The 24,125-nt window shown below is 72.4% G+C and carries 27 protein-coding genes; 12 read left to right on the top strand and 15 right to left on the bottom strand.

The window, feature by feature from the left end:
* Positions 1–6: 6 nt before the first annotated feature.
* Positions 7–1,719, bottom strand: coding sequence for a hypothetical protein (locus tag AB0M46_RS26315; RefSeq protein WP_363339987.1), 1,713 nt, complete (start codon positions 1,717–1,719; stop codon positions 7–9).
* A 149-nt stretch (positions 1,720–1,868) separates the two neighbouring features.
* Between AB0M46_RS26315 and AB0M46_RS26320 the strand changes: the two genes are divergently transcribed.
* On the top strand, positions 1,869–2,750 hold the full coding sequence (locus AB0M46_RS26320; protein WP_363339989.1) for a PAC2 family protein: 882 nt from the start codon (positions 1,869–1,871) through the stop codon (positions 2,748–2,750).
* Positions 2,751–2,835: 85 nt separating this feature from the next.
* On the opposite strand, the gene AB0M46_RS26325 is transcribed toward AB0M46_RS26320, so the two are convergent.
* Positions 2,836–4,050: a pyridoxal phosphate-dependent aminotransferase gene (locus AB0M46_RS26325; RefSeq protein WP_363339991.1), complete on the bottom strand. Its 1,215-nt coding sequence runs from the start codon at positions 4,048–4,050 to the stop codon at positions 2,836–2,838.
* 97 nt (positions 4,051–4,147) lie between these two features.
* Between AB0M46_RS26325 and AB0M46_RS26330 the strand changes: the two genes are divergently transcribed.
* The 3 genes from AB0M46_RS26330 to AB0M46_RS26340 all read left to right on the top strand — a co-directional run bounded on the left by AB0M46_RS26330 (position 4,148) and on the right by AB0M46_RS26340 (position 6,436).
* Positions 4,148–5,107 carry a 2-dehydropantoate 2-reductase N-terminal domain-containing protein gene (locus tag AB0M46_RS26330; RefSeq protein ID WP_363339993.1) on the top strand — a complete coding sequence of 320 codons (960 nt, stop codon included), beginning with the start codon at positions 4,148–4,150 and terminating at the stop codon, positions 5,105–5,107.
* A 78-nt stretch (positions 5,108–5,185) separates the two neighbouring features.
* A complete protein-coding gene (locus AB0M46_RS26335; protein ID WP_363340042.1) occupies positions 5,186–5,824 on the top strand; it encodes an HAD family phosphatase in 639 nt (212 codons plus the stop codon).
* A gap of 99 nt (positions 5,825–5,923) precedes the next feature.
* A complete protein-coding gene (locus AB0M46_RS26340; protein WP_363339995.1) occupies positions 5,924–6,436 on the top strand; it encodes a hypothetical protein in 513 nt (170 codons plus the stop codon).
* Here the strand turns inward: AB0M46_RS26340 and AB0M46_RS26345 are convergent.
* The 3 genes from AB0M46_RS26345 to AB0M46_RS26355 all read right to left on the bottom strand — a co-directional run bounded on the left by AB0M46_RS26345 (position 6,415) and on the right by AB0M46_RS26355 (position 8,549).
* Positions 6,415–7,188 (bottom strand): pentapeptide repeat-containing protein, encoded by a 774-nt coding sequence (locus AB0M46_RS26345; protein WP_363339997.1) that lies wholly within the window; start codon positions 7,186–7,188, stop codon positions 6,415–6,417. The two genes, AB0M46_RS26340 and AB0M46_RS26345, sit on opposite strands and share 22 nt — an antisense overlap.
* Positions 7,189–7,212: 24 nt before the next feature.
* On the bottom strand, positions 7,213–7,551 hold the full coding sequence (locus AB0M46_RS26350; RefSeq protein WP_363339999.1) for a hypothetical protein: 339 nt from the start codon (positions 7,549–7,551) through the stop codon (positions 7,213–7,215).
* A 221-nt stretch (positions 7,552–7,772) separates the two neighbouring features.
* Positions 7,773–8,549, bottom strand: coding sequence for an SDR family oxidoreductase (locus AB0M46_RS26355; protein ID WP_363340001.1), 777 nt, complete (start codon positions 8,547–8,549; stop codon positions 7,773–7,775).
* A gap of 62 nt (positions 8,550–8,611) precedes the next feature.
* On the opposite strand from AB0M46_RS26355, the gene AB0M46_RS26360 reads away from it, so the two are divergent.
* Positions 8,612–9,406 carry a GntR family transcriptional regulator gene (locus tag AB0M46_RS26360; protein ID WP_363340003.1) on the top strand — a complete coding sequence of 265 codons (795 nt, stop codon included), beginning with the start codon at positions 8,612–8,614 and terminating at the stop codon, positions 9,404–9,406.
* 12 nt (positions 9,407–9,418) lie between these two features.
* On the opposite strand, the gene AB0M46_RS26365 is transcribed toward AB0M46_RS26360, so the two are convergent.
* Positions 9,419–9,859, bottom strand: a complete 441-nt coding sequence (locus tag AB0M46_RS26365) for an ester cyclase (protein ID WP_363340005.1) — start codon at positions 9,857–9,859, stop codon at positions 9,419–9,421.
* An 88-nt stretch (positions 9,860–9,947) separates the two neighbouring features.
* Here AB0M46_RS26365 and AB0M46_RS26370 point away from each other — a divergent pair, with 88 nt between their 5' ends.
* Positions 9,948–11,060 (top strand): helix-turn-helix transcriptional regulator, encoded by a 1,113-nt coding sequence (locus AB0M46_RS26370; RefSeq protein WP_363340007.1) that lies wholly within the window; start codon positions 9,948–9,950, stop codon positions 11,058–11,060.
* A gap of 37 nt (positions 11,061–11,097) precedes the next feature.
* Here AB0M46_RS26370 and mctP read toward each other — a convergent pair whose 3' ends face one another.
* The 3 genes from mctP to AB0M46_RS26385 all read right to left on the bottom strand — a co-directional run bounded on the left by mctP (position 11,098) and on the right by AB0M46_RS26385 (position 14,003).
* The gene (gene mctP, locus AB0M46_RS26375; RefSeq protein ID WP_363340009.1) at positions 11,098–12,753 is read right to left on the bottom strand and encodes a monocarboxylate uptake permease MctP; all 1,656 of its coding nucleotides are present in this window, start codon (positions 12,751–12,753) and stop codon (positions 11,098–11,100) included.
* Positions 12,754–12,759: 6 nt separating this feature from the next.
* On the bottom strand, positions 12,760–12,981 hold the full coding sequence (locus tag AB0M46_RS26380; RefSeq protein WP_363340011.1) for a DUF3311 domain-containing protein: 222 nt from the start codon (positions 12,979–12,981) through the stop codon (positions 12,760–12,762).
* 122 nt (positions 12,982–13,103) lie between these two features.
* Positions 13,104–14,003, bottom strand: coding sequence for a pyridoxal-phosphate dependent enzyme (locus AB0M46_RS26385; RefSeq protein ID WP_363340013.1), 900 nt, complete (start codon positions 14,001–14,003; stop codon positions 13,104–13,106).
* 83 nt (positions 14,004–14,086) lie between these two features.
* On the opposite strand from AB0M46_RS26385, the gene AB0M46_RS26390 reads away from it, so the two are divergent.
* A complete protein-coding gene (locus AB0M46_RS26390) occupies positions 14,087–14,995 on the top strand; it encodes a LysR family transcriptional regulator (RefSeq protein WP_363340015.1) in 909 nt (302 codons plus the stop codon).
* Here the strand turns inward: AB0M46_RS26390 and mshC are convergent.
* Positions 14,992–16,245, bottom strand: a complete 1,254-nt coding sequence (gene mshC / locus AB0M46_RS26395; protein WP_363340017.1) for a cysteine--1-D-myo-inosityl 2-amino-2-deoxy-alpha-D-glucopyranoside ligase — start codon at positions 16,243–16,245, stop codon at positions 14,992–14,994. The two genes, AB0M46_RS26390 and mshC, sit on opposite strands and share 4 nt — an antisense overlap.
* 99 nt (positions 16,246–16,344) lie before the next feature.
* Between mshC and AB0M46_RS26400 the strand changes: the two genes are divergently transcribed.
* Together AB0M46_RS26400 and AB0M46_RS26405 are read left to right on the top strand one after the other, a co-directional pair.
* Complete coding sequence (locus AB0M46_RS26400; protein WP_363340019.1) at positions 16,345–17,133, top strand: MerR family transcriptional regulator; 789 nt, start codon at positions 16,345–16,347, stop codon at positions 17,131–17,133.
* Between the two features lie 155 nt (positions 17,134–17,288).
* A complete protein-coding gene (locus tag AB0M46_RS26405; RefSeq protein ID WP_363340021.1) occupies positions 17,289–17,645 on the top strand; it encodes a VOC family protein in 357 nt (118 codons plus the stop codon).
* Between the two features lie 38 nt (positions 17,646–17,683).
* Here the strand turns inward: AB0M46_RS26405 and AB0M46_RS26410 are convergent, their stop codons facing one another.
* The 4 genes from AB0M46_RS26410 to AB0M46_RS26425 are packed head-to-tail and all read right to left on the bottom strand — an operon-like array spanning position 17,684 to position 20,860.
* Entirely contained in the window at positions 17,684–18,487 is an 804-nt protein-coding gene (locus tag AB0M46_RS26410; RefSeq protein ID WP_363340023.1) for an SCO1664 family protein, read from the bottom strand.
* 6 nt (positions 18,488–18,493) lie between these two features.
* Positions 18,494–19,057 (bottom strand): DUF3090 domain-containing protein, encoded by a 564-nt coding sequence (locus AB0M46_RS26415; RefSeq protein WP_363340025.1) that lies wholly within the window; start codon positions 19,055–19,057, stop codon positions 18,494–18,496.
* 51 nt (positions 19,058–19,108) lie between these two features.
* Positions 19,109–19,813 carry an MSMEG_4193 family putative phosphomutase gene (locus AB0M46_RS26420; protein WP_363340027.1) on the bottom strand — a complete coding sequence of 235 codons (705 nt, stop codon included), beginning with the start codon at positions 19,811–19,813 and terminating at the stop codon, positions 19,109–19,111.
* A gap of 3 nt (positions 19,814–19,816) precedes the next feature.
* On the bottom strand, positions 19,817–20,860 hold the full coding sequence (locus tag AB0M46_RS26425; protein WP_363340029.1) for an LLM class F420-dependent oxidoreductase: 1,044 nt from the start codon (positions 20,858–20,860) through the stop codon (positions 19,817–19,819).
* 105 nt (positions 20,861–20,965) lie between these two features.
* Between AB0M46_RS26425 and AB0M46_RS26430 the strand changes: the two genes are divergently transcribed.
* From AB0M46_RS26430 to AB0M46_RS26440, 3 genes are read left to right on the top strand one after another with little or no spacing between them, the layout of a single operon-like run.
* On the top strand, positions 20,966–21,937 hold the full coding sequence (locus AB0M46_RS26430; protein ID WP_363340031.1) for an aldo/keto reductase: 972 nt from the start codon (positions 20,966–20,968) through the stop codon (positions 21,935–21,937).
* A gap of 12 nt (positions 21,938–21,949) precedes the next feature.
* Complete coding sequence (locus AB0M46_RS26435; protein WP_363340033.1) at positions 21,950–22,930, top strand: hypothetical protein; 981 nt, start codon at positions 21,950–21,952, stop codon at positions 22,928–22,930.
* A 13-nt stretch (positions 22,931–22,943) separates the two neighbouring features.
* The gene (locus AB0M46_RS26440; RefSeq protein WP_363340036.1) at positions 22,944–23,135 is read left to right on the top strand and encodes a DUF5703 family protein; all 192 of its coding nucleotides are present in this window, start codon (positions 22,944–22,946) and stop codon (positions 23,133–23,135) included.
* A 12-nt stretch (positions 23,136–23,147) separates the two neighbouring features.
* Here the strand turns inward: AB0M46_RS26440 and AB0M46_RS26445 are convergent, their stop codons facing one another.
* A complete protein-coding gene (locus AB0M46_RS26445; RefSeq protein WP_363340038.1) occupies positions 23,148–23,726 on the bottom strand; it encodes a DUF4232 domain-containing protein in 579 nt (192 codons plus the stop codon).
* Positions 23,727–24,125: the final 399 nt, after the last annotated feature.

Genomic DNA, 24,125 nt, shown 5'->3' on the forward strand with positions numbered 1-24,125 from the left:
CGAAGGTTAACGGGAGCCGGGTGCGGCTTCAGCACCCGGCACACGCGATTCCCGCCACGTATCGGAACGGATCTCCCGCTGGATGGGAACGTCGCCCGCCGCCACCGGTACCTCGACGTCGTGCGATGCCTCCGGCGCGACCTCTTCCGTCAGCTCGGCGCTTTTGCCGGCCGGCGCGGCGGCCGGCGCCTCCTCGGCGACGAGGACCGGGGCCACGGGCACGCCCGCGTGCGGCACCCGCCAGAACACCCAGCCGGTGTAGAGCAGGCCGATCGTCATGAGCACCAGCGGCGGGAAGGAGGTGGTCGGCGGGTGCCAGTTGCCGGCGAGGGGGTTGAAATAGCCCACCCCGGCGCTGCCCGGCAGGCCGCGCTGCCAGCGCACCATCGCCCACACCAGCAGCACCATGTGGATCGGCAGCAACGTGACCACGAACGTGCGGGCCAGCGAGCGGACCTTGTCGGCGTCGAGCAGCCGCTGCTCCAGGGTCCAGGCGCCCAGCAGCGGCAGGCCGGCCAGCAGCGGCAGCATGTAGCGGCCGGCGGTGATGAAGCCGGTCTGGTTGGCCTGGCTGACCTGCAGGAAGCCGGGCAGCACGATGCCGCCGAGCAGGATGACGAGATACCGCCACCGCAGGGTCCAGTTGCCGAAGATGGCGCCGAAGAACACGAGCCCGCCCACGAGCATGGTCCAGACCATGTAGAACGGCTTCCACATGCTCACGTCGAACCAGCCGGCGACGCCGATCATGCCCTCGAGGTAGATCGACCAGCTGTTGATGTAGAGCGCGACCGCCTCGCCGAAGCGCCAGTGCCACATCCCGGGGATCGGCGGCACCAGCTCGCCGGTCTTCATGCCGACGATCCAGGCGGCGGACAGCACCGCGGCGAGGATCACACCGCCGGTCCAGTACCGCACCCGCCGCAGCGCCGTCCAGTACTCCTTCAGCCACTTCCAGCGCACCGGCACCACGAGGGCGAAGAAGGCGAACGCGAACCAGGCCGGGCCGGCCGAGCGCAGGGTCAGCAGCAGCACCGCGCTGATGCCCAGCAGCGTGACGAGGTTGCGCTTGCGCACCGGGTCGGGCGGCTCCAGCAGCAGCGGTATGCCGGCGGAGAAGAACGCGATGCCGGCGGCGATCTCGACCGAGTTCGGGTTCACGCCACCGGCCAGATGCGCCAGCATCGGGGTGGCTACGCACAGTAGTGCCGCGGCGGTGAGCCCGTAGCGCGACCAGCGCAGCAGCGAGACGAACGCCGAGGCGAGCAGGGCCGCGCACAGCGCCGAGCTGATCAGCCGGGCCGCGATCAGGCCGCCCCAGTTCGGGAACCAGCGCAGCGGCGGACCGACGAAGAAGTAGTACAGCGGGTTGTAGCGGCCGGCGCTGGTGCTGACCTCGCCGATCGGCCCGCCGCTCAGGCCCTCGGCGCAGTCGGCGGACTGCCGCGGTTCGTTACCGAAGCAGAACGAGAACGCGTGGACGTCCATGCCGACCGGCACCTGCTGGTAGGCCCCCATGCCCGGGCGCCCGAACGCGTCGGGGACCACGGCCGGCCGGGCGAAGATCTGCCCCGGATCGAACGAGGCGACCCCCGCTGCCCGGATGGTGTGCTGGACCTCGTCCGCCGGGCCATCGAACGGAGCGGCGAAACACCACGCCCCGAAGACCAGGAAGAAAGCCGTGAAGGCCACGAGCCAGGACCTGCGTCCGTTTCGCATTCCAGGATGCTACCGAGAGATCATGAGCGTGCCGTAATGGGGCGTGGCACATCACCCGGCATTCGCCGCCTAGAGTATTCACCCCCGTCTGGTCGGTTACCCGCGCGGCCGACAAGCCATCTCGCGGCGCTCAACGTAGGCTGGGTCCCGTGACCGAGTTCGACGGCCTGCCCGTGTTGCGCTCCCCTGTCGCGATTGCCGCGTTCGAAGGGTGGAACGACGCTGCCGACGCGTCGACCGCTGTCGTCGAGCATCTCGAGCAGGAGTGGGGCGCGGAGACGATCGCCTCGCTCGACCCGGAGGACTTCTACGACTTCCAGGTCAACCGCCCGACCGTGACGATGTCGGACGGCGAGACCCGGCGCATCGAGTGGCCGACGACCCGCTTCGCGGTGGCCAGCCCGCCGGACTCGGGGCGCGACATCGTGCTCATCCGTGGCATCGAGCCCAGCATGCGCTGGCGCACCTTCTGCGACGAGGTCCTCGAGGTGTGCCACAGCCTCGAGGTGAACCGGATCGTGCTGCTGGGGGCGCTGCTCGCCGACGTGCCGTACACCCGGGCGCTGCCGGTCAGCGGCTCGGCCCCGGCCAGCGCGTCGGCGGAGGCAGCGGAGCGGCTGGGCCTGATCCCGACCCGCTACGAGGGCCCGACCGGCATCGTCGGCGTCCTGCAGGACGCCTGCGTGCGGGCCGACCTGGAGGCCGCGTCGTTCTGGGTGCACGTGCCGCACTACGCGAACAACCCGCCCTGCCCGAAGGCGACCCTGGCGCTGCTGCACCGGGTCGAGGAGATCCTCGACATCCCGGTGCCGACCGGCGACCTGGCCAAGCAGTCGGCGGAGTGGGAGGAGCGGCTCAAGCAAGCCGCCGAGCAGGACGCGGAGCTGGCCGAATACGTGCGTGAGCTGGAGGAACGCGCCGGCGACGCGGGGCTGCAGCCGCTGTCGGGGGACGAGATCGCGCAGGAGTTCGAGAAGTACCTGCGGCGGCGCGGCGGCCAGGCCGGCCCCTCGGCGACGGGCGCCTGGTAGCAGGGCGGCCCCAGGGCCCCTTGTCGCTGATGGCCCCGGTCCGCAAGTTGCACGGACCGGGGCCATCATGCACTAAAAGGGACATTTAGTCCTGAACGTAGGTGGACAGGAACCGGCCCAGGCGGGTCACCGCGTCCTCCAGGTCGGCGACCCTCGGCAGCGTCACGATCCGGAAGTGGTCCGGCTGGTGCCAGTTGAAGCCCGTACCCTGCACGATCAGCACCTTCTCCGCCTTGAGCAGGTCGAGGGCGAAGCGCAGGTCGTCCTTGATCGGGTGCACGTCCGGGTCGAGGCGCGGGAACATGTACAGCGCCCCCTGCGGCTTCACGCACGACACGCCCGGGATCTCGTTGAGCATCTTCCAGGCCACGTCCCGCTGCTCCAGCAGCCGCCCGCCGGGCAGGATCAGGTCGTCGATGCTCTGGTAGCCGCCCAGGGCCGTCTGCACCGCGTGCTGCGTCGGCACGTTCGGGCACAGCCGCATGTTCGCCAGGATGTCCAGGCCCTCGATGTAGCTGGTGGCGTGCCCCTTCGGGCCGGCCAGGACCATCCAGCCGGTGCGGAACCCGGCCACCCGGTAGGCCTTGGACAGGCCGTTGAACGTGATCGTGAGCAGGTCGGGGGCGAGCGCGGCGGTCGAGGTGTGCTCGGCGCCGTCGTAGAGGATCTTGTCGTAGATCTCGTCGGAGAAGATCAGCAGGTTGTGCCGGCGGGCCACCTCGGCGATGCGCTCGAGCAGCTCGGTGGAGTACACGGCGCCGGTCGGGTTGTTCGGGTTGATCACGACGATGGCCTTCGTCCGCGGCGTCACCTTCGCGGCGATGTCCTCGACGTCGGGCATCCACTCGTTGCTCTCGTCGCACAGGTAGTGCACGGGCCGCCCGCCGCACAGCGACACCGACGCCGTCCACAGCGGGTAGTCCGGCGAGGGGATCAGCACCTCGTCGCCGTTGTCCAGCAGCGCCTGCAGCGACATGACGATGAGCTCGGAGACGCCGTTGCCGAGGTACACGTCCTCGATGTCGACGCCGTGCACGTTCTTCTGCTGGTAGTACTGCACCACGGCCCGCCGGGCGGACAGCAGGCCCTTCGAGTCGCCGTAGCCGTGCGCGGCCGGCAGGTTGAGGATGACGTCCTGCAGGATCTCCTCCGGCGCCTCGAAGCCGAACGGCGCCGGGTTGCCGATGTTGAGCTTCAGGATGTGGTGGCCGTCGGCCTCCATGCGCTTGGCGGCGGCCATCACCGGTCCGCGGATGTCGTAACAGACGTTGGCCAGCTTCGCGGACTGAGTCACCTGCATGCCAGGCACATTACGGGCCGGTATCCCTGTCTGCGGTAACCACTTCCCACCATGTGGCTCCCGACGCCGGCCGGGCCCGGGCGGTACGGTCGACGGCGTGCGATTCGTGATCATTGGGGCGGGTGCGGTCGGCGGGGTCGTCGCGGGGCGGCTCGCCGGCTCCGGCACCGACGTGGCGGTCGTGGCCCGCGGCCCGCACCTGGCGGCGATCCGCCGCGACGGCCTGCTGCTGCGCGAGGCGTCCGGCGACTCCGTGCACCGCATTCCGGCGTTCGCCACCCCGGCCGAGGCCGGCTGGCGGCCCGGCGACGTCGCGGTCCTCGCCGTGAAGAGCTACGACACCGTCGGCGTCCTCGAACAGCTACCGCGCGACCTGCCCGTGGTCTGCCTGCAGAACGGCGTCGCCAACGAGCGGTCCGCGCTGCGGTACAACGCCGAGGTGTACGGCGTGTGCGTCATGCTCCCCGCGACGCACCTGTCCCCCGGCGTCGTCGTCGCCCAGTGCGCCCCGGTCCCCGGCATCCTCGACATCGGCCGGTACCCGACCGGCACCGACGCCCTCGCCACCGAGATCTCGGCCCGGCTCGTGAAGGCCGGCTTCCACAGCGAGCCCCGGCCCGACATCATGCGCCGCAAGTACACCAAGCTGCTCATGAACCTCGCCAACGCCGTCGAGGCCCTGTGCGGCCGGGCCGACGGCCTCGACGAGGCGGTGGCCCCGGTGCGCGCCGAGGGCGAGGCGGTCCTGCGCGCCGCCGGCATCGCCTTCGCCTCCGCCGAGGAGGACGCCGAACGCCGCGGCGACATCCTGCAGCTGCGCCCCGTGGCCGGCGAGGAGCGCGGCGGCGGCTCGACCTGGCAGAGCCTGGCCCGCCGCACCGGCAGCGTCGAGGCCGACTACCTCAACGGCGAGATCGTGCTGCTCGGCCGCCTGCACGGGGTGCCGACCCCGGCCAACGAGACGGCCCGCCGGCTGGTCGTGGCGGCCGCGCACGCGGGCACCGGCCCCGGCTCCATGACCCCGGCCGAGTTCCTGGCCCGGGTCGGCTCGGCGTGAGTTAGCGCACGGTCCACCCTCGGTGCACCCGATCCGGAACCCGCGCTTGGCAGGATCGGTGCCGTGGCGATGCAGGCGGTGCTCTTCGACATGGACGGGACCCTCGTGGACAGCGAGAAGGTCTGGGAGGTCGGGCTGAACGAGCTCTCCGCCCACTACGACCGCACGCTGTCGGCCCAGGCCCGCCGGGCGATGATCGGCACCAACATGTCCGACTCCATGCGCATCCTGCACGGCGACCTCGGCCTGCCGCTGACCCCCGCGGCGATGGACGAGAGCGTCGTGTGGCTGGAGGAGCGGGTCAAGGAGCTGCTGCGCGGCGGCGTGCCGTGGCGGCCCGGGGCCAAGGAGCTGCTCGCCGCCCTGCGCGCCGAGGGGGTACCGCTGGCCCTCGTCACCGCCACCCACCGGCACCTCGTCGACGTGGCCCTGCTGACCATCGGCGCCGCCAACTTCGACGCCGTCGTGGCCGGCGACGAGGTGGACGAGACCAAGCCGCACCCGATGCCGTACCTGACCGCGGCCCGCCTGCTCGGCGCCGACGCGACGCGCTGCGTGGCGGTCGAGGACTCCCCCAACGGCATCCGCAGCGCCCGCGCCGCCGGCTGCGCGGTCCTGGCCGTGCCCTGCGAGATCGAGCTCGACCCCGAGGGCGTGACCCTGATCGGCTCCCTGCTCGACGTCGACGTCGACTACCTGCGCAAACTCGTCGGCTAGGGACAGCGGCCGGGAGCACAGCGCAGTAGCGCCGCTCGACCCTCTCCCAGCCCGTCGCCGGCGTCACCCGCGCCCGACCCGGTGCCGGTACTGCGGACGGTGAAGGGCACCCGTCGGACGGTGAGCCCTGCCGGCGCGACCGCACTGATCGAGCGGCGCGAAGCCGGCGAGCGTCCGCACGCGCCACGCGATAGGTTGCCCCGCGTGGGCATCTGGATGCATTACTTCGCGGCGACCCAGCAGGAGCTGGAAGCGATGGATCTTGACGAAGGGCCCGACGGCAGCCAATGGCCATACGTGGATTGCAAGGGCTGGATACTGGAGGTCGAGGAGTTCGCCGGTGAGATCGACGGCCGGGATCCGAGCGAGTTCGGCCGCGATGAACCGATCAACTTCGATCCGGCAGACCAGGAGTACGACGGCCCTTGGACCCTGCGCATCAATGCGGAGCTCGTCGCCACCCTGACACGTCTCGACGGCGAACAGATCCGGGCCTATGCCCACCGCTACCTGCTGGAGGACTGGGAGGCCGAGCGGCTGCTCGACCTGGCGGATCTGGCGCGATCGGCCTACGCCGAGGGGCGGCATCTCTACGTCTGGTCGTCGTTGTAGTCCTCGACGAGCAGCGCCCACAATTGGTCACGCAGCCGTGGTGTCAGGCGGTGGCCCAGTTCCCGTCTGCGGACCAGCACGAAGCCGTGTGGATCGCGGTGCGTGTGGTCCCGGAGATCGTTGAGCTCCGCAAGTACCCGGTCCGGCCAGTCTCGGACCGATGCCGTCGCGGCGGCGACCCGCTCGTCGATTCGGTCGATCAGGGCGTACTCGGCAGTGTCGGGCCAGCGCTGGAGGTGCAGGTCGATGTCGCGAAAGCTCACGTCGACGAGGTCGGCCGCGCTGAAGTCGTTGCCGTGCCACTCGTTGTGCTCCCGGTCGAGGGTGCCGCGCATGAAGGGACGGCCGAAGAACATGGTGTGCCAGATTCGGCCACGGAAGACACAGTCGACGAACTCCGCCGAATCGACGCGCAGATCGCGCAGCCGCGCGCCGTCGAACACGCACCGCTGGAGGCGCGCGTTGAAGAAATGGGTGTTGCCAAGCGGAAAGCGGGTCCGCTGGAATCGGCAGTCGATGAACCGCGTCTGCCCCTCGTGCCCGACGCTGAACCGCTCGAACGACGTCTCCGTGAAGTCGCAGCGCACGAAGGTCCCGCCAAACGCGCCGAACCAGTCGAACGCCTGGTGCGAGAAGTCGACGTCAACCCATTCCTCGTGACGGTTCTCCCGCGTGGCCAGCTGCACGGTCGGACGGTACCAGCAGCCTTCGACAGCTTGGTGGCGACGAGCATCGATACCAAGATCGGGCACAGGCGCATGCCGCGACGCGCGGCCTCACAAGGGTGGCAGGCGGTCTCCGGCAGCCGGGCTGACGTGGTTGTCGAGGAAGTAGCAGTACACCTGAAGGTGGACTGCCAGGTCGCCGTCGAGGTAGGCGAGGTAATCGGCAAGGCCGGTCGCGGCTTCTCGTTCGTCGGCACGAGCCGAGATGTTCCACTGGCGCCGCTTCGTCGTGATCCATTCGCGGACCCGCCCGTGGTCGCGCCACCACTCGCGCACAAGGCTCGGCGTCCAATGGGTGTCGCCGTCGCATGCCCAGCCGGCCCACGGGTCTTCCTGCGCGGCGACGACGACAGCACGTAACTCGTCGAAAGCGCGCGGCTGGCGGTACAAGAACTCTTGCTCGTGGTCCCGAGCAGCCGCCGTAGCGGCGCGGTACCGACCGGCGCCGCGCCTTGGTCAGCGACGACAGGTTCGGCTGCGGCAGCCGCAGACCGGTCAACGCCGCGGTCAGCTTTGCCCGCGTGGCCAGGCAGGAACGTTCCCGAACAGCGCCAGGGCGAGCAGGAAGCACACGACGCCCGTGACGGCAACAGCCGCGGCCGCTGTGTCTCCTAGCGGGACGACCAGCCGCCGTCGGAAGCGATGGTCTGGCCCGTGACCCAGCCGGCGTCGTCGCTGAGCAGCCAGGCCACCAGGGCCGCGGCGTCGGCCGGGGTGCTCCAGCGGCCACCCGGGTTGCGCGCGGCCACGTCGGCGCGGACCGCCTCGGTGGCGTAGCCGGTGTCGTTCGGGCCCGGGTTGACGCAGTTCACGGTGATGTTGCGCGGCATCAGGTGTACGACGAGGCTCCGCGTCACCTCGTGCAGCGCCGCCTTCGACGCGATGTACGGCAGCTCCTGCGGCATCGCCCCGTGGTACTGGCCCGAGGTGAACAGCACCACCCGCCCGCCGCCGCGGGCCGGGTCGTGCTGGGCCGCGAACGCCTGGACCAGCAGCAGCGTGGCCCGCGTGTTCACCGCGTAGCTGAGGTCGAGCTCGGCCGCCGTGAGGTCCTCGAGGGCCTGGCCGCTGGAGCGGGCGTGGTTGGCCACGACCGCGTCGACCGGGCCGAACGCGTCCCGGGCCGCCTCGACCAGACGGCCGGGCGCGTCCGGGTCGGCGAGGTCGGCGGCGACGTGCTCGGCCCGGCCGCCGGCCCGCCGCACCTCGGCGACCAGCGCCTCCGCCCCGCCCGGGTCGGCGCCCCACTCCTGCTCGCGGTCGTGCGGCTCCCACGAGTGGACGAGGACGGCGGCGCCGTCGGCGGCTATTCGCCGTACCACCGCGGCTCCTATGGCGATCCTCCGGCTGGCGCCGGTCACGATGGTCACCCGCTGCCGATTCGTCATCGGTGCACCTTATGTTGCCGATCGCGTTGCGTGGGGCATCCTAGGAGGCTAGCTTGGTAGGCATGACCATCAATCCCGGGGCCGCGGAGTTCCCGCATCGGCAGATCGGCGCGCAGCTGCGGGCGCAGATCCAGCGCGGGGACTGGGGGCCCGGCGAGCGGCTGCCCTCGATTCCGGCGCTTGCCGCGCAGTTCGGTGTGGCGAAGCAGACCGTGCAGCGGACCATCGACCAGCTGCGGATCGAGGGGCTGCTGATCACCCGGCCCGGCTCGGGGACGTTCGTGCGCGGGACCAAGCGGCGGATGAACCGGCTCTCGCGCGGACGGTACGGGTCGCAGCGCGGCTACCACGCGGAGCTCGCCGCGCGGTACCGGCAGCATCTCATGATCGTGGCGCAGATGCCGGCGCCGGCCGAGGTGGCCGAGGCGTTCGGGCTCGACGCGGGAGCGCCGCTGCTGGTGCGGCGGCATCTCGTGCGCACCGGTGACTCGCCGGTCGAGGTCGGGGCCTCCTGGTTCAAGCCGAACGACGTGCGCGGGACGTCGATCGAACGGCCCGACGTGTTCGACCGGCCGCTGTACCAGGAGGTCGAGGAGGAGCTGGGCCGCCGCTACGCCAGCGCGCGCGACCAGGTCAGCGCCCGGCTGCCCACGCGCGAGGAGGCCGAGCTGCTGCAGATCCGGCCGGACACGCCGGTGCTGGTGCTGCTGCACGTGGCCTTCGACGAGGACCACAAGCCGATCGAGGTGGCCCAGGCGACCTGGCCGGGGCCGATGACGACGCTCACCGAGGAGTACCGCATCCCTGCGCCCCGGCCGGGGCTGCCCGACGACGAGCCCGGCCTCGCGCTCGGCTGAGGCCGGGTGCGCCTACCCGATCAGGCCGAGCTGCTGCAGGTGGCTGACGTCGTCGCGCACGCCCCAGTGGTCGGTGACCCGGCCGTCGGCGCCGAAGCGCATCCAGTGCATCTGCCGGAACCGAAACGGGCGGCCCGTCGGGGCGTTGCCGAGGAACGGGCCGAGGTGGGTTCCGGCGTACCAGTTGCGCATCACCACCACGTCGCCGGCGCCGCTCATCTCCTCGATCTCGGTGCGGGCGCCGGGGAAGGCGGTGCCCAGCATGGAGACCAGCCCGGCGACCGCCTCCGTGCCGGTGCGCAGCGGCTCCGGTGCGGTGTGGTTGACCAGGCCCGGGGCGAAGTGCTCGGCGATCAGCTCGGTCCGGCCCTGATCGATGATCAGCTCGTAGATGCGGCGCATGGTGCGCTTGTTGCGCTCGACGGTGTCGTCCACCGGCAGTGCGTTCGTCATGACCAAGACGCTAGGGACGCGCCCGGGGGCCGCCCATCCCGAAAATTCGGGGGTCCGCGCCACCGCGCGGGGCGTTAGCGTCGAGTCCATGCCCGAGACCACCCAGGAGCGCCTCCGCCGCGCGGCGCTGCGCCTGTCGCATCTGGGGCTGGACCTGACGGCGTACCGCACGCAGCTGGACGCCGTGCTGCGCGCCGCGATCGGCTGGGACCTGGCCGCCTGGTCGACCACGGACCCGGCGACGCTGCTGTTCACCAGCTGCGTGCTCGTCGGCCGCGACGAGGACCACGCGCTCGAGCAGCGGCTGTTCGACCTGGAGTTCGGCGAGCCGGACGTGAACACGTTCGCGGCGCTGTTCGCCGAAGGCACCGTCGCCGCCGGATTGCACGAGTCCACCGGCGGCGACCTCGCGCGCTCGCCGCGCTGGCGCGGGCTGCTGGCCAGGCTCGGGGTGAGCGACGAGCTGCGGGCCGTGTTCACCGACCGGGGCGAGTGCTGGGGCACCCTGGTCGCCTACCGGCTCGGCGGCCCGCCGTTCACCCGGGCGGACGCGCAGCTGCTCGCCGCGCTCGCCCCGGTCGTCGGCGACGGGCTGCGGCGCTGCCTGCTCAGCGCCGCCGCCGACGCGCCGCCCGGCCTGCCGGAACCGCCCGGGGTCCTCGTCATCGACGCCGCCGGCGCGATCACCGGGCGCAGCGCCGCCGCCGAGCGGTGGCTGGCGGAGATGGACGGCCCGGACGCGCTGCCGAGCGCGGTGCGCTCCGTGGCCGCGATGGCCAGGGCCGCGGGCGCCGGCACCGGCGGCGCGACCCCGGCGCAGGGCCGGCTGCCCCGGCGCGGCGGCGGCTGGCTGCTGCTGCACGCGTCCCTGCTCGGGGGCGAGGGCGGCCACGTCGCCGTGGTCATCGAGCCGGCCCGGCAGACGCACCTCGCCGACGTGCTGGTGCGGGCCTACGCGCTGACGGGCCGTGAGCGGCAGGTCACCGAGCTGGTCCTGCAGGGTCGCTCCAACGCCCAGATCGCCCGGGCGCTGGGCATCGGCGTGCACACCGTCGGCGACCACCTGAAGGCGGTCATGTCGAAGCTGGCGGTGTCGAGCCGGACCGATCTGGTCGCCGAGCTCTTCGGGCGCCACTACCTGCCGGCGCGGCTCAGCGGGTCGCTGCCCAGCCCGTACGGCTGGTACCTGCCCCCGCCCTAGCCCGGGCGGCGGCGCGCGTCGCCGCCCGGGCGGGCGGTCAGGTGATCGGGTCGGGCGTCACGGCCGCCGGCGAAGGGGACGCCGGAGTGTCGGTCGGCCGCGGGTCGCCCTCGTCGGCGAAGTAGTCCGCCGGTCGCGTGTCGTCGCCGCCGTCGGCGACCGAGGTGGCCCGCAGGATCAGCGTCACGATGACGGCGACCAGCAGGTTCACCACGACCGCCACGAAGCCGACGTAGATGGTCTTCTTCGTGTCCAGGCCCCACTCGCTGAGCGGGAAGGCGGAGCCGGCGAAGTGGCGGCCCGTCGTCGGGTTCGTCACCCGGTAGAGCATCCACAGGCCCAGGCCCATGCCGGCGACCCAGCCGGCCGCCAGGGCGCCGCGGTGCAACCAGCGGGTGAACAGGCCCAGGCCCACCGCCGGCAGCGTCTGCAGGATGATGACCCCGCCGATGAGCTGCAGGTCGATGGAGAACTGCGGGTCGACGAAGACCACGAAGACCAGGGCGCCGAACTTCACCAGCAGCGACATGATCTTCGAGGCCTGGGCCTCCTGGGCGGGGGTGGCGTCGCGCTTGAGGTACTCGCGATAGATGTTGCGGGTGAACAGGTTGGCCGCGGCGATGGACATGATGGCCGCCGGGACCAGCGCGCCGATGCCGACCGCGGCGAAGGCGACGCCCGCGAACCAGTCCGGGAAGAGCTTGTCGAACAGCAGCGGCACCACGGTGTTGTTGTCCGGGGTCCCGTTGGGGTTCTTCAGCGGCACCACGCCGGCGGCGATCGCGGCGAAGCCGAGCAGGGCGATGAGGCCGAGCAGGAACGAGTACGCCGGAAGGGCCGACATGTTGCGCTTGATGGTGTCGCGGTTCTTGCCGGCCAGGACGCCGGTCAGGCTGTGCGGGTACAGGAACAGCGCCAGCGCCGAGCCCAGGGCCAGCGTGAAGTACTGGACCTGGTTGTTGGCGTTGAGCAGGATGCCGTCGGCCGGCGAGGGGGTCTTGGCGAACTTCGCGTCGGCGGCGTCGAAGATCGCGCCCCAGCCGCCGAGCTTGGCCGGCAGGTAGAACACGGCGACCAGGATCACCGCGTAGATGAGGATGTCCTTGACGAAGGCGATGAGCGCGGGCGCCCGCAGGCCGCTGGAGTACGTGTAGGCGGCCAGGATCGCGAACGCGATGATGATCGGCAGGTGCCGGGCCAGGGCGCCGGAGCCGGTGAGACCCATCGTCTTGAGCACGGACTCGATGCCGACGAGCTGCAGCGCGATGTACGGCATGGTGGCCACGATCCCCGTAATGGCGATCAGCAGCGCGAGCGTCGGCGACTGGAACCGGGCCCGCACGAAGTCCGCCGGCGTCACGAACCCGTGCCGGTGCGACACCGACCACATGCGCACGAGCACCAGGAAGACCAGCGGATAGATGATGACGGTGTACGGCACGGCGAAGAACCCGGCCGCGCCGGAAGCGAACAGCAGGGCGGGCACGGCGACGAACGTGTACGCCGTGTAGAGGTCACCGCCCACAAGGAACCAGGTGACCCAGCCGCCGAAGCTGCGCCCGCCCAGGCCCCACTCGTCGAGGTGGGCCAGGGTGTCCGGGCGGCGCCAGCGGGCGGCGACGAAGCCGACCGCGCTGACGGCCAGGAACAGGATCACGAAGATGGCGATCTCGAGCTCATGGTCGCGCCACATGCCCGCTCACCTCCGCTTCGTCATCTCGTAGACGAGCGTGGTGGTGCCCACGCCGAGCACGATGAAGGCCAGCTGGAGCCAGTAGAACCGCGGGAAGCCGAGCAGGCGGGGCCCGTCGGCGTTGAACAGGAAGGTGAGCAGTGGCACGACGATCGGGATGAACAGCAGCCAGTTCCAGGGGCTGCGGTCACCTGCCCGCGGCGTGGTGCGCTCTTCGGGTCCGGTCACGGCGACCTCTTTTCGACGGGGGTCGGCCTGGGCGGCAGGCCGTATCGATCGACGTAACCTGATCCACGGCGGGTGGCGCCCGGCGCCCGCCGGCGAATCGGCGAACGGTAGGAACGAAGCGCCTAACGGGCAAGCTCCAATTCGGTGGCGTTGGCCCCCGTGACGATCACCCCGACCGCGCGGCCCATGAGGTCGGGCCGGGCGAGCACCGCTGCCAGCCCCGCCGCGCCGGCCCCCTCGGCCTGGGTGGCGGCACGCCGGGCCAGCAGCCGCCGGGCCGCGTCGATCTCGTCGTCGCTCACCAGCACGAAGTCCGCCAGGTGGGCGCGCAGCAGCGCCTGCGGCCCCTCGAAGCCGCGCCCGGTGGCCAGCCCGTCGACGCGGGTGCGGTTCTCGCGTCGCACGCAGCCGCGCGCCCGCCACGAGTCGTGCGCGGCCGGCGCGGCCGCCGACTGCACGCCGATGACCCGGCAGCCGGGCGCGACCGCGGCCGCGACCAGCCCGGCGGCGGCCGCGCCGGTGCCCGAGCCGACCGGGACGACCACCGTGTCGAGGTCGGGATGGCGCTCGAACAGCTCCAGGTAGGCGGTGGCGACGCCCGCGACGATGGGGGGCTCGTCGCCGGGGCTGATCAGGCGGCCGGGGAGCGTCTGGGCGTGCGCCTCGGCGTCGGCCATGTTCGCGCCGTGGCGCACGACCGTGGCGCCGAGCGCCTCGACGGCGCGGACCCTGAGCTCGTCGGCGTGCTCCGGCATGACGACGGTGGCGTGGCGGCCGAACGCGCGGGCCGCGTACGCGATGGCGCGGGCATGGTTGCCGGTGGAGTAGGTGACGACGGGCTCGCGCACGGCGTGCAGGAGGTTGAGGGCGCCGCGGACCTTGAACGCGCCGGTGGGCTGGGCGTTCTCGTGCTTGACGACGAGGTGGCGGCCGGCGGCCTCGTCGAGGAGGGGGTACGACCAGGACGGGGTGGGCGGCAGGTGGCGTTGGACGATCCGGCGGGCCTGCAGGACGTCGCGCATCGTGAGCATGGTGGGAGCTTCTCGCCGTACGATCAATAAATCCAATGCTTGTTTTGCCTGGAAACCATAGGCACGATTGATGGATGCTGGACGTGACGCGGTTGCGGGTGCTCGTCGCGCTGGCCCGGCACGGGACCGTGACCGCGGCGGCCGAGGCGCTGCACTATGCGCAGCCGTCGGTGAGCCACCACCTCGCCCGGCTGGAGGCCGAGACCGGCGCGCAGCTGCTGCAGCGGGTCGGCCGCGGGGTGCGGCTCACGCCCGCGGGCCTGCTGCTGGCCGAGCGGGCCGAGGAGATCCTGGGCCGCCTCGAAGCCGCCGAGGCGGAACTGGCCGAGCACAGCGGCCTGCGCGCGGGCCGGGTCCGCCTGGCCGCGTTCCCGTCGGCGCTGGGCTCGTTCGTCCCGCTCGCCGCCGCCGGGTTCGCCGCGGACCACCCGGACGTGGCCCTGGAGTTCGTGGAGGCCGAGCCCCCGGAGGCGCTGCGCCTGCTGCGCGCGGGCGAGGCGGACCTGGCCGTGGTGTTCGACTACGGCCCGGCCGGCTCCGGCGGGGCGCGGCTGACCCCGCTGTTCGAGGAGCCGCTGCACCTGGTCACCCGCCCCGGCGAGGAGGGCGAGGAGCTGTCCGCGTTCCGGCGGGCCCGGTGGATCGCGGGCTGCGCGCGCTGCCGGGAGAGCCTGGTCCGGCGGTGCGGGGAGGCGGGGTTCACGCCCGACATCGCGTTCACCACGGACGACTACGTCGCCGTGCAGGCGCTGGTGGCGGCGGGCCTGGGGGTCACGATCCTGCCGGACCTTGCGCTGCGGGCGCACCGCTCCCCCGCCGTGGCGACCCGGGTGCTGGGGGGCGGCGGGCGCCGGGTCAGCGCGGCCGTCCACGGGGAACCGCCGGACCCGCCGGCGACGGCCAGGCTGATGGAGTACCTGACGGGCCCCGCCGCCGGCCACCGTCCGACAGGTGGCCGGCGACGAAGAGCCGGAACGGGTTAGAGCTTGATCCCGAGCAGGGCGTCGACCGCGGCGATCATCAGGGCCGGGGCCTCGCGGTCGTCGCCCGCGTCGGCGAGGCTCGCGTCGGCCCAGGCGTCGACGGCGGCGAGGGCGCCGGGCGAGTCGAGGTCGTCGGCGAGCCGCTCGCGCAGCTGGGCGATCAGCTCCGCCCCCGACGGGCCGATGCCGGCCCGGGCCGCCGCCCGCCAGCGGCTCAGCCGCTGCTGGCCGGTCTTGAGCACGTCGTCGTTCCACTGCCGGTCGTTGCGGTAGTGGTCGGCGAGCAGGCCCAGGCGCACCGCCATCGGGTCGACGCCGTCGCCGCGCAGCCGCGACACGAACACGAGGTTGCCCTTGCTCTTGGACATCTTGTCGCCGTCGAGGCCGATCATGCCGGCGTGCACGTAGTGCGTGGCGAACGGCGCCTTGCCCGACAGCGCCTCGGCGTGCGCGGCGGAGCACTCGTGGTGCGGGAACAGCAGGTCGTTGCCGCCGCCCTGCACGTCGATCGTGTCGCCGAGCAGGCTCTGGGCGATGACCGCGCACTCGATGTGCCAGCCGGGGCGGCCGGGGCCGAGGTCGCCGCCGTCCCAGGCCGGCTCGCCCTCGCGCAGGCCGCGCCACAGCAGCGGGTCGAGCGGGTCGCGCTTGCCGGGGCGCTGCGGGTCGCCGCCGCGCTCGGCGGCCAGGCGCAGCATCTCGGTGCGGGACAGGTTGGACTCGGTGCCGAAGCGGGGCGCCGAGGCGACGGAGAAGTACACGTCGTCGGTGCCGTCCTGCAGCGTGTACGCGTGGCCGGACGCGAGCAGCGCCGAGACCTTACGGGCGATCTGCGGGATCGACTCGACCGCGCCGACATACCGCTTCGGCGGGATGATGCGCAGCGCCTCCATGTCCTCGCGGAACAGCGCGGTCTCGCGCATCGCGAGCACCACCCAGTCCTCGCCGTCGCGGGCGGCCCGCTCGAGCAGGGGGTCGTCGACGTCGGTGACGTTCTGGACGTAGTCGACCTCGAGGCCGGCGTCCCGCCACACCCGGTTGGCCAGGTCGAACGCGATCATCGTGGCGGCGTGGCCGAGGTGGGTGGCATCGTACGGGGTGATGCCGCAGACGTACATGGTGGCGGGCCGCCCGGCGATCTCGACCGGCGAGATCTCCCGCCGCGCCGAGTCGAAGAGGGCGAGCGGGGCGGCGTCTGCGGCCCCGGGGCGGGGCAGCGTGGGAAGCGCCGGTGCGGTCCAGGACTCCATGACCAACAGCGTATCTGTGCGCGCAGCGTTCGGAGCATGTGATGATCCCCGCCTCTGCCGCTTGCAGTTCCAGTGGCTGGAAGGACTTGACTGACTGTCATGACGACGGGCGTGCCGATCGGGGAGTTCTCGCGGCTGTGTCACCTCTCGGCCAAGACGCTGCGGTACTACCACGACATCGAGCTGCTGGTCCCGGCCGCGGTGGACGCGACCAGCGGGCACCGGCGCTACCACCCGGGCCAGGTCGGCGACGCGCACCTCATCCGGCGGCTGCGCGGCCTGGACATGCCCCTGGCCGAGATCCGGCAGGTGCTGGCCGAGCCGGGCGAACCGGAGCGGGGCGCGGCGCTGGCCCGGCACCTCGACCGGATGGAGGCCGAGCTCGCCCGGACCCGCGACGTGGTCACCTCGCTGCGCCGGCTGCTGGACGCGGCGCCGCCGGTGACCGTGCTGTACCGCCGCCAGCCCCCACTGCCCGTCCTGCACGTCGCCGGCCGGCTGCGCCGCGACGAGGTGGGCGACTGGTGCGCGGTGAGCTATCAGGCGCTGTTCGGCGGGCTCGTGGAGCGGGGGCTGGACCCGGCGGGGGCGGCCGGCGCGACGTACTCCTCGGAGTTCTTCGAGCAGGACGAGGGCGAGGTGGTGGCCTTCGTGCCGGTGCCGCCGGAGGTACCGCCGACCCTCACGCTGCCGGGCCGACGGTACGCAGTGGCGGTGCACGCGGGTCCGTTCGCCGACTGCGACCTGACCTACGGGGCGCTGGGGTCGCACGTGGCGGCCCGGGATGCGGCGCTGCCCGAGCCGATCGTCGAGCTGTACCTGGTGGGGCCGCAGCACACAGACGACGCCGAGCGCTACCGTACGGAAGTGTGCTGGCCTGTCGAATAGCGCGCACGAATGACGTTCACCAAATAGTGCAAAAACCGAAATATCCGGCGCTGGCGCGCCAGATATTTCGGACATTTCGCCTGTCGGATTATAAATCCGAAAAGTCGTGGCGCGCCAGCGCCCGACTTTTCGTAACAAGAGAGGAACGAGGGAGAATGTCCGATCTAAGGATCGCGAACATCACGATCGACTGCAGCGGGGACGCCTCCGCGCTGGCCGGGTTCTACGCCGAGCTGCTGCGCACCGGGGTCGACGAGGGGGCGTCGCCGTACTTCGCCACCGTCGGCCGCGGCGGCAGGTCGGTGACGCTCATGTTCGTCCGCGTGCCCGACCGCACCCCAGGCAAGAACAGCGTGCACGTCGACCTGCAGGCCGCGGACCTGCCGGCCGAGGTCGAGCGGGCCGTCGGGCTCGGCGCGAAGCACGTCAAGGACTTCGACGAGCACGGCGTCGTGTGGAGCACGCTCGCCGATCCCGAGGGCAACCTGTTCGACATCGGGGCCAGCAGTTAGGCGCCCTGTCCCGCCGAGCATGCCGGGCCCGGATCCGCTCAGATCGGCGGCCAGGGGATCGCGTGGCGGTCCTCGTCGGGCTCCGGGAAGGTCCGCGACCGCAGCAGCGCGCCGATGCGCACCGAGACCATCGCCACCTCGGCCGGCGTCAGGTGCTCCGAGAGCGACTCGGCCAGCCCGGCGGTGTACTGCGCGCGGAGCTTCTCCAGCACCTCGAGCCCCTCGTCGGGGATGGGCTCGCCGGCCCACCCCCAGATGATGGTGCGCAGCTTGTCCTCGGTGTGGAAGCAGATGCCGTGGTCGACGCCGTGGACGCCGCCGTCCACGGTGTCGATCACGTGGCCGCCCTTACGGTCGGCGTTGTTGGCCACGGCGTCGAAGAGGGCGATGTGGGCCAGGCGGGGGTCGTCGGCGTGGGCGAGCACGAACGGGCGGCCGTGCTCGTCGCGGGCCGAGAGGATGCGGCGCCAACCCTTCGGCACCTTGCCGGCCGGGACGAAGCCCAGCAGCGGCTCATCGCTCTGCAGCTCGTCGTCGATCCACAGCTGGACCATGCCGGCGCCGAGCGGCCCGTCGCGCAGCACGGTCGGCGGGACGATGCCCCAGCCGGTGGCCTGGGAGAGCAGCCAGGCGGAGTACTCGCGGCCGGCGAGCGTGCCGTCGGGGAAGTCCCACAGCGGGCGCTCGCCGCTCACCGGCTTGTAGACGCACCGGGCCTCGGTGCCGGCGTGGGTGATCACGCAGCGGAGGGTGGCGTTGGAGGCGTCCATCAGCCGGCCCTCGATCTCCATGGTGCCGTGGCGCAGCAGCTCGAGCGCCTCGTCCTCGGGCAGGGCCGGCACGCGAGGCTACCGCCGGTAGCCGTTGTGGCGCGGGCAGAGGTGCCCGCGGACGTCGAGGGGCTGCCCGCACAGCGGGCACGGCTGGCGGCCGGAGGCGACGACACGCTTGGCCCGCTCGATGAACGCGCGGGTGGCGGCCGGGGTCAGCCGGACCCGGAGGCGGTCCCGGTCGGCCGTGGCGAGCTCGTCGTCCTCGTCCTCCTCCGGTTCCTCGGTCTCCTCTTCGCCGACCGCGATCGCCTCGATGACGACCGTGGCGGTGTCGACGTCGAACTGCAGCCCCAGTGTGCCGACCCGGAACTCCTCGTCGAGCGGCGTGTCCAGGGGCTCGTTGTCGGCGGTCTCCGCGGCCGGCTCGGCGACGAGGTCGACGCCGAAGCGGCGGTGGGCCTCCTGCAGCAGCTCGTCGAGCTTCTCGGCCAGCAGGGAGACCTGCACCTTTTCCAGGGCGACGCTGATCAGCCGGCCGCCGCCGCGCGCCTGCAAGAAGAAGGTCCGCTCCCCCGGTGCACCTACGGTGCCGGCAACGAACCGCTCCGGCGGCTCGAATGCGTACACGTGGTGGCTCATGCTCAGAACTCTATCCACTCCGGCGGTCGGATGCCGCAGCCGGGCACAAGATCACACGGAACCGCCCGATCCACCCCCGACGGCGGCATCCGAGGACGGTTCCCCTTCCGTCTTCTCCGGCGGCAGGAAGCCCGAGAGGTCGCCGCCGGTGTCGTTGAGACGCAGGACGAACGAGCGCAGCGGGGTGTACCGGACCACGGTCACCGACGCCGGCTCCACCGCGATGCGCTGGAACAGGTCGAGGTGCATGCCGAGGGCGTCGGCCACGATCGCCTTGATGATGTCGCCGTGGCTGCAGGCCAGCCAGACCGCCTCGGGCCCGTGCTCGGCCGCGATGCGCGCGTCCCAGCCGCGGACCGTGTCGATCGCCCGGGCCGACATCGCGGCCATCGACTCGCCCTCCGGGCCGGGGAACACCGCGGCCGACGGGTGCGCCTGGACGGTCGACCAGAGCGGCTCCTTGGCCAGCTCCTTGAGCGGGCGGCCGGTCCAGTCGCCGTACCGGCACTCGATGATCCCCTCGTCCTCGACCACGTCGACGACGTCGGGCAGCGCCAGGGACAGCGTCTCGAGGCAGCGCGGCAGCGGGCTGCTGACCACGGCGGCCAGGGGGAGCTTGGCCGCGGCCAGCCGCTCCCCGACCGCGGTGGCCTGGGCCCGGCCGACCTCGTCGAGGGCGACCGGCTGGTGACCGGCGAGGACGCCGGTGGCGTTGGTGGTGGTGCGCCCGTGGCGCAGCAGCAGAACGGTCGTCACTGGTTACAGGCCCGCCTTCTCCCACGCGTCGGCCAGCTGCCGCAGCGTGGCGATCGAGTTGTCGGCGTCGCCGAACACGAGCGTGGAGATCTCGGTCACCCCGGCCTCCTGGTACGCGTGCAGCCGCTCCGCCACCCGCTCGACCGGGCCGAGCAGCGAGGTGCGGTCGATGAACTCCAGCGGCACCGCGGCGGCCGCGTCCCGGTGGCGCTTGGCCAGGTAGAGATCCTGCACCTCGCGGGCCGCGTCGCCGTAGCCCATCCGGGTGGCCAGGGCGTTGTAGAAGTTCTGCTCCCGCGAGCCCATGCCGCCGACGTAGAGGGCCGCGTAGTGGCGCACCAGCTCCGCGCACATCGCGACGTCGTCGCCGAAGACCACCGGTACCCCCGCGGTCACCTCGAAGCCCTCGAGCGTCTTGCCGGCCCTGGCCCGGCCGGCGGCGATCGCGCCGAGCGACTCGCTCGCGAACTCGGGGGCGAAGAAGATCGCCAGCCAGCCGTCGGCGATCTCGCCGGCCAGCTCGAGGTTCTTGGGCCCGACCGCGGCGAGGTACACCGGGACGTGGTCGCGCTCCGGGTGCAGGATGAGCTTCAGGGGCTTGCCGGGGCCGTCGGGCAGGGGCAGCTGGTAGTGCTGCCCGTCGTACTGCACGACCTTGCGCGTCAGCGCCAGGTTCACGATGTCGACGTACTCCCGGGTGCGCTGCAACGGCTTGGCGAAGCGCACCCCGTGCCAGCCCTCCGAGACCTGCGGGCCCGACACGCCGAGGCCGAGCCGGAACCGGCCGCCGGAGAGCTTGTCGATCGTGGCCGCGGTCATAGCCGTCATGGCGGGCGTGCGGGCCGGAATCTGGAAGACGGCGGAGCCCAGCTCGATCCGCTCGGTCTGCCCGGCGATCCAGGCGAGCATCGACGGCGCGTCCGATCCGTACGCCTCCGCCACCCATACGCAGGAGAAACCGAGCCGGTCGGCCTCCCGCGCGACGGCGAGGTGACCCTGCGGGTCGTTCCATGACGACAGGTAACCGAGGTTCAACGCAAGCCGCACATCTGCCTCCCAGGAGTCCCCCGCGCGACCCTGCACGGGCGGCACCAGGGTAGCCCGGGGCCCGCCTACCGTACGAAGGCGCCGTCCGGCCGTATCGTTCCATGCATGCAGCAGCGACCGCTCGGCCGTAGCGGGCTGGCGGTATCCCGGCTGGCCCTCGGAACCATGACCTGGGGCCGTGACACCGACGCCGACGACGCGGCGGCCCAGCTCAAGACGTTCCGCGACGCCGGCGGCACCCTGCTGGACACCGCGGACGTCTACACCGACGGCGAGGCGGAGTCCGTCATCGGCGCCCTGGTGGGCCGCCTGGTACCCCGCGACGAGCTGGTCATCGCCACGAAGGCGGGCCTGCGCCCGGGCATGACCCGCCGCCGCGACGGCTCCCGCGGCCACCTCCTGCGCGCCCTCGACACGTCCCTGCAGCGGCTCGGGACCGACTACGTGGACCTGTGGCAGGTGCACGGCTACGACCCCGACACGCCGCTGGAGGAGACGCTCTCGGCCATCGACACGGCGGTGAGCAGCGGCAAGGCCCGCTACGCCGGCGTGTCGAACTTCTCCGGCTGGCAGACCGCGCGGGCCGCCACCTGGCAGGCGGCCTGGCCCGGGCGGGCCCCGCTGGTCTCGACGCAGGTGGAGTACTCCCTGCTCGAGCGGGGCATCGAGCGCGAGGTGGTGCCCGCCTGCACGGCCCTGGGCATCGGCATCCTGCCCTGGTCGCCGCTGGGGCGGGGGGTGCTCACCGGGAAGTACCGCACCGGCGTCCCCGCCGACTCGCGGGCGGCCTCGCCCCATTTCGAGCGGTTCGTCGCCCCCTACCTCGACGAACGCTGCGCCGGGATCGTCGAGGCGGTGGCCACCGCGGCCGGTGGGCTCGGCGTGTCGCCGCTGGAGGTGGCCCTCGCCTGGGTCCGCGACCGGCCCGGCGTCGTCGCCCCGGTGCTCGGCGCCCGCACGGTCGGGCAGCTGCTCGGCGCGCTGCAGACCGAGGAGATCGTGCTGCCCCGGGAGATCCGCGCCGCCCTCGACGACGTCTCGGCGCCCACCTCCGGCTATCCGGAGCGCCAGACGTAATCTTGGCCGATCATGATGCGCCGCCTGCTGCCACTGACCGCCCTGCTGCTACTCACCGCCTGTGATGTCGCAGCTCCGGCGGGCAACCATCCCGACGCGACCGTCCCCACGCCCACCTGGGCCCCCACGCCCTCCCACACCCCGGCCGGCACGACGGTCCGGGTCCCGTCCGGCCCCACCGGACTGGCGATCAAGGGCGACGGTCTGGCGGTGATCGCCAAAGACGCCGCATTCGTACGGCGGGAGCCTGCGACCAGCGTCACCAGTGTCACGGTCGACGGCTCGCCCAGCGCGGTGGCCACCGGCAGCGATGGTTACCGGTTGGTCGTCGGCGCGAGCGTGGTCACCGTGGCGGCCGACGGCACGACGGGCGCGGCCTGGCCCCTGCCCGCCGAGGGCGGCGCGATCGCCGTCCCGCCGACCGGCGACTGGACCGCCGTGGCCCTCCCCACCACCGGCGACGTGATCATTCTCTCCGCCACGGGCGCCACGACCCGCACGATCCACACCGGCGGCCGCCCGAGCGCGCTCGCCGCCGACAAGGAGCGCATCGCCGTGCTCGACTTCACCGAGTCGTCACTCACCGTATACGACGCGGCAACCGGCGCACGGCAGGAGGCGCTGCGGGCCGGCGACGGCGCGGCCGCGGTCACCACCGCCGGGGACGGCCGCTTCGCCGTCGTCGACGCGCGCGACGGCGAGCTGCTGGTGTTCGAGACCGGCCCGCTGCTGCTGCGCCAGCGCTACCCGGTGCCGGGCGGCCCCTGGGCCCTCGCGCACGACGCCGGCCGCGACGTCCTGTGGGTCACCGTCACGCAGCGCAACGAGGTGGTCGGCTACGACGTGACCGGCGGCACGCCCCGCGAGGTGGCCCGGCACGCCACCGTACGGCTCCCGCTTGCGGTCGCGGTGGACCCCCGAACCGGGACGCTCGCCGTCGCCGGGTCGGACGCATCCGCTCCGGAAGGGCTGGTGCAGCGGATACCGGCGTAGCACTATCGGTTCCATGGACTACGAATATGCGCCGTTGCGGTTGCCGTCGAATGTCGACCGGATGACCGCCAACGCGCAGCTGACGATCCAGGCCGAGTACGGCGGCTGGGAGCTCGCCCGCGTGCGGCTCTACCCCGACGGCTCCCGCCAGGTGATGCTCCGCCGGCGTGTGACCAGGGAGACGCTCCCCGGCCTGAGCACGTAGTTCACCTCTGCCTCAGCTCCCCGCCGTCGCGATCGGCTCGACGACGGCCCGGTTGACGCCATCGGCGGAGCACTGCCTGCCGGCCGCCGGGACGAACAGGGCGCTGGTCTCGTCCGGCGGATACACCCGGTACCCCGCGACCGGCACCGGCTCGCAAATGTCGGGGAACATGTCGGGATGTCCGGCGCGCACCTGGGCGTGCGCGGCCCCGCCCGGCCGGAGGGTCACCGTGGCCGGCTTGCCCGACGGGTCCCGCTCGGCGGGCTGGTTGACCTGCTGTCCGTCGGCGCCCGTGACCCAGGAGACGCCCGGATAGCCGTACAGCGTGCAGGCCCGGCCCGAGGCGTTGGTGAAAACGAGCCACGTGTAAACGCTGCCGGCCGCCCCGCCGCCGGGCGCCGCCTGCGCGGTCACCTCGAGCTCGCCGGTATGGCAGCGCCCGCTCTGCGACGACTGTCCTGCGGCGGCCGCGGAGGCCGGATCGGAAGCGGACCCGGATGTGACCGGAGATGCGCCTGCGTTGGAAGTGCCCGCCTCGGCGCAGGCCGCCACGCCGACCAGGATCAGCCCGAGCACGATAAATCGCGTCATGAGGGTTCTCCTTTCGCCCTCCCCTTACCCGTTTCACCGTGCGGATAGCCACATCGCACCCGGCGGGGCCGCTCCCACCGTCGGCACGCCGGGCAGCCGGATCGAGACGGATCGCTGCGAGCCCTCGTCATACGATCGGCAACCGGGAGAGCGGACGGCGATCCAGTGGAATCGCCGAGTGCGCGGTCCTCTGGGCAACGACGATGGCCGCGCTCCAGCGACGCCGCAAGCAAAGGCGCGGCCCGGCGGACGACCCGGCAGGACTCCCCCGAGCCGACTCACGCAGCACAACATGGAGGCGTCCCGACGGACGCGAAACGCCCCGCACGACACACCGGGCGCGATATGGCTCGGCGCGGCGGTGCGAAGCGGCTCGGCACGCTGCGGCGCGGGCGGACC

The sequence above is a fragment of the Dactylosporangium sp. NPDC051485 genome (assembly GCF_040682015.1).
Taxonomy (GTDB): domain Bacteria; phylum Actinomycetota; class Actinomycetes; order Mycobacteriales; family Micromonosporaceae; genus Dactylosporangium.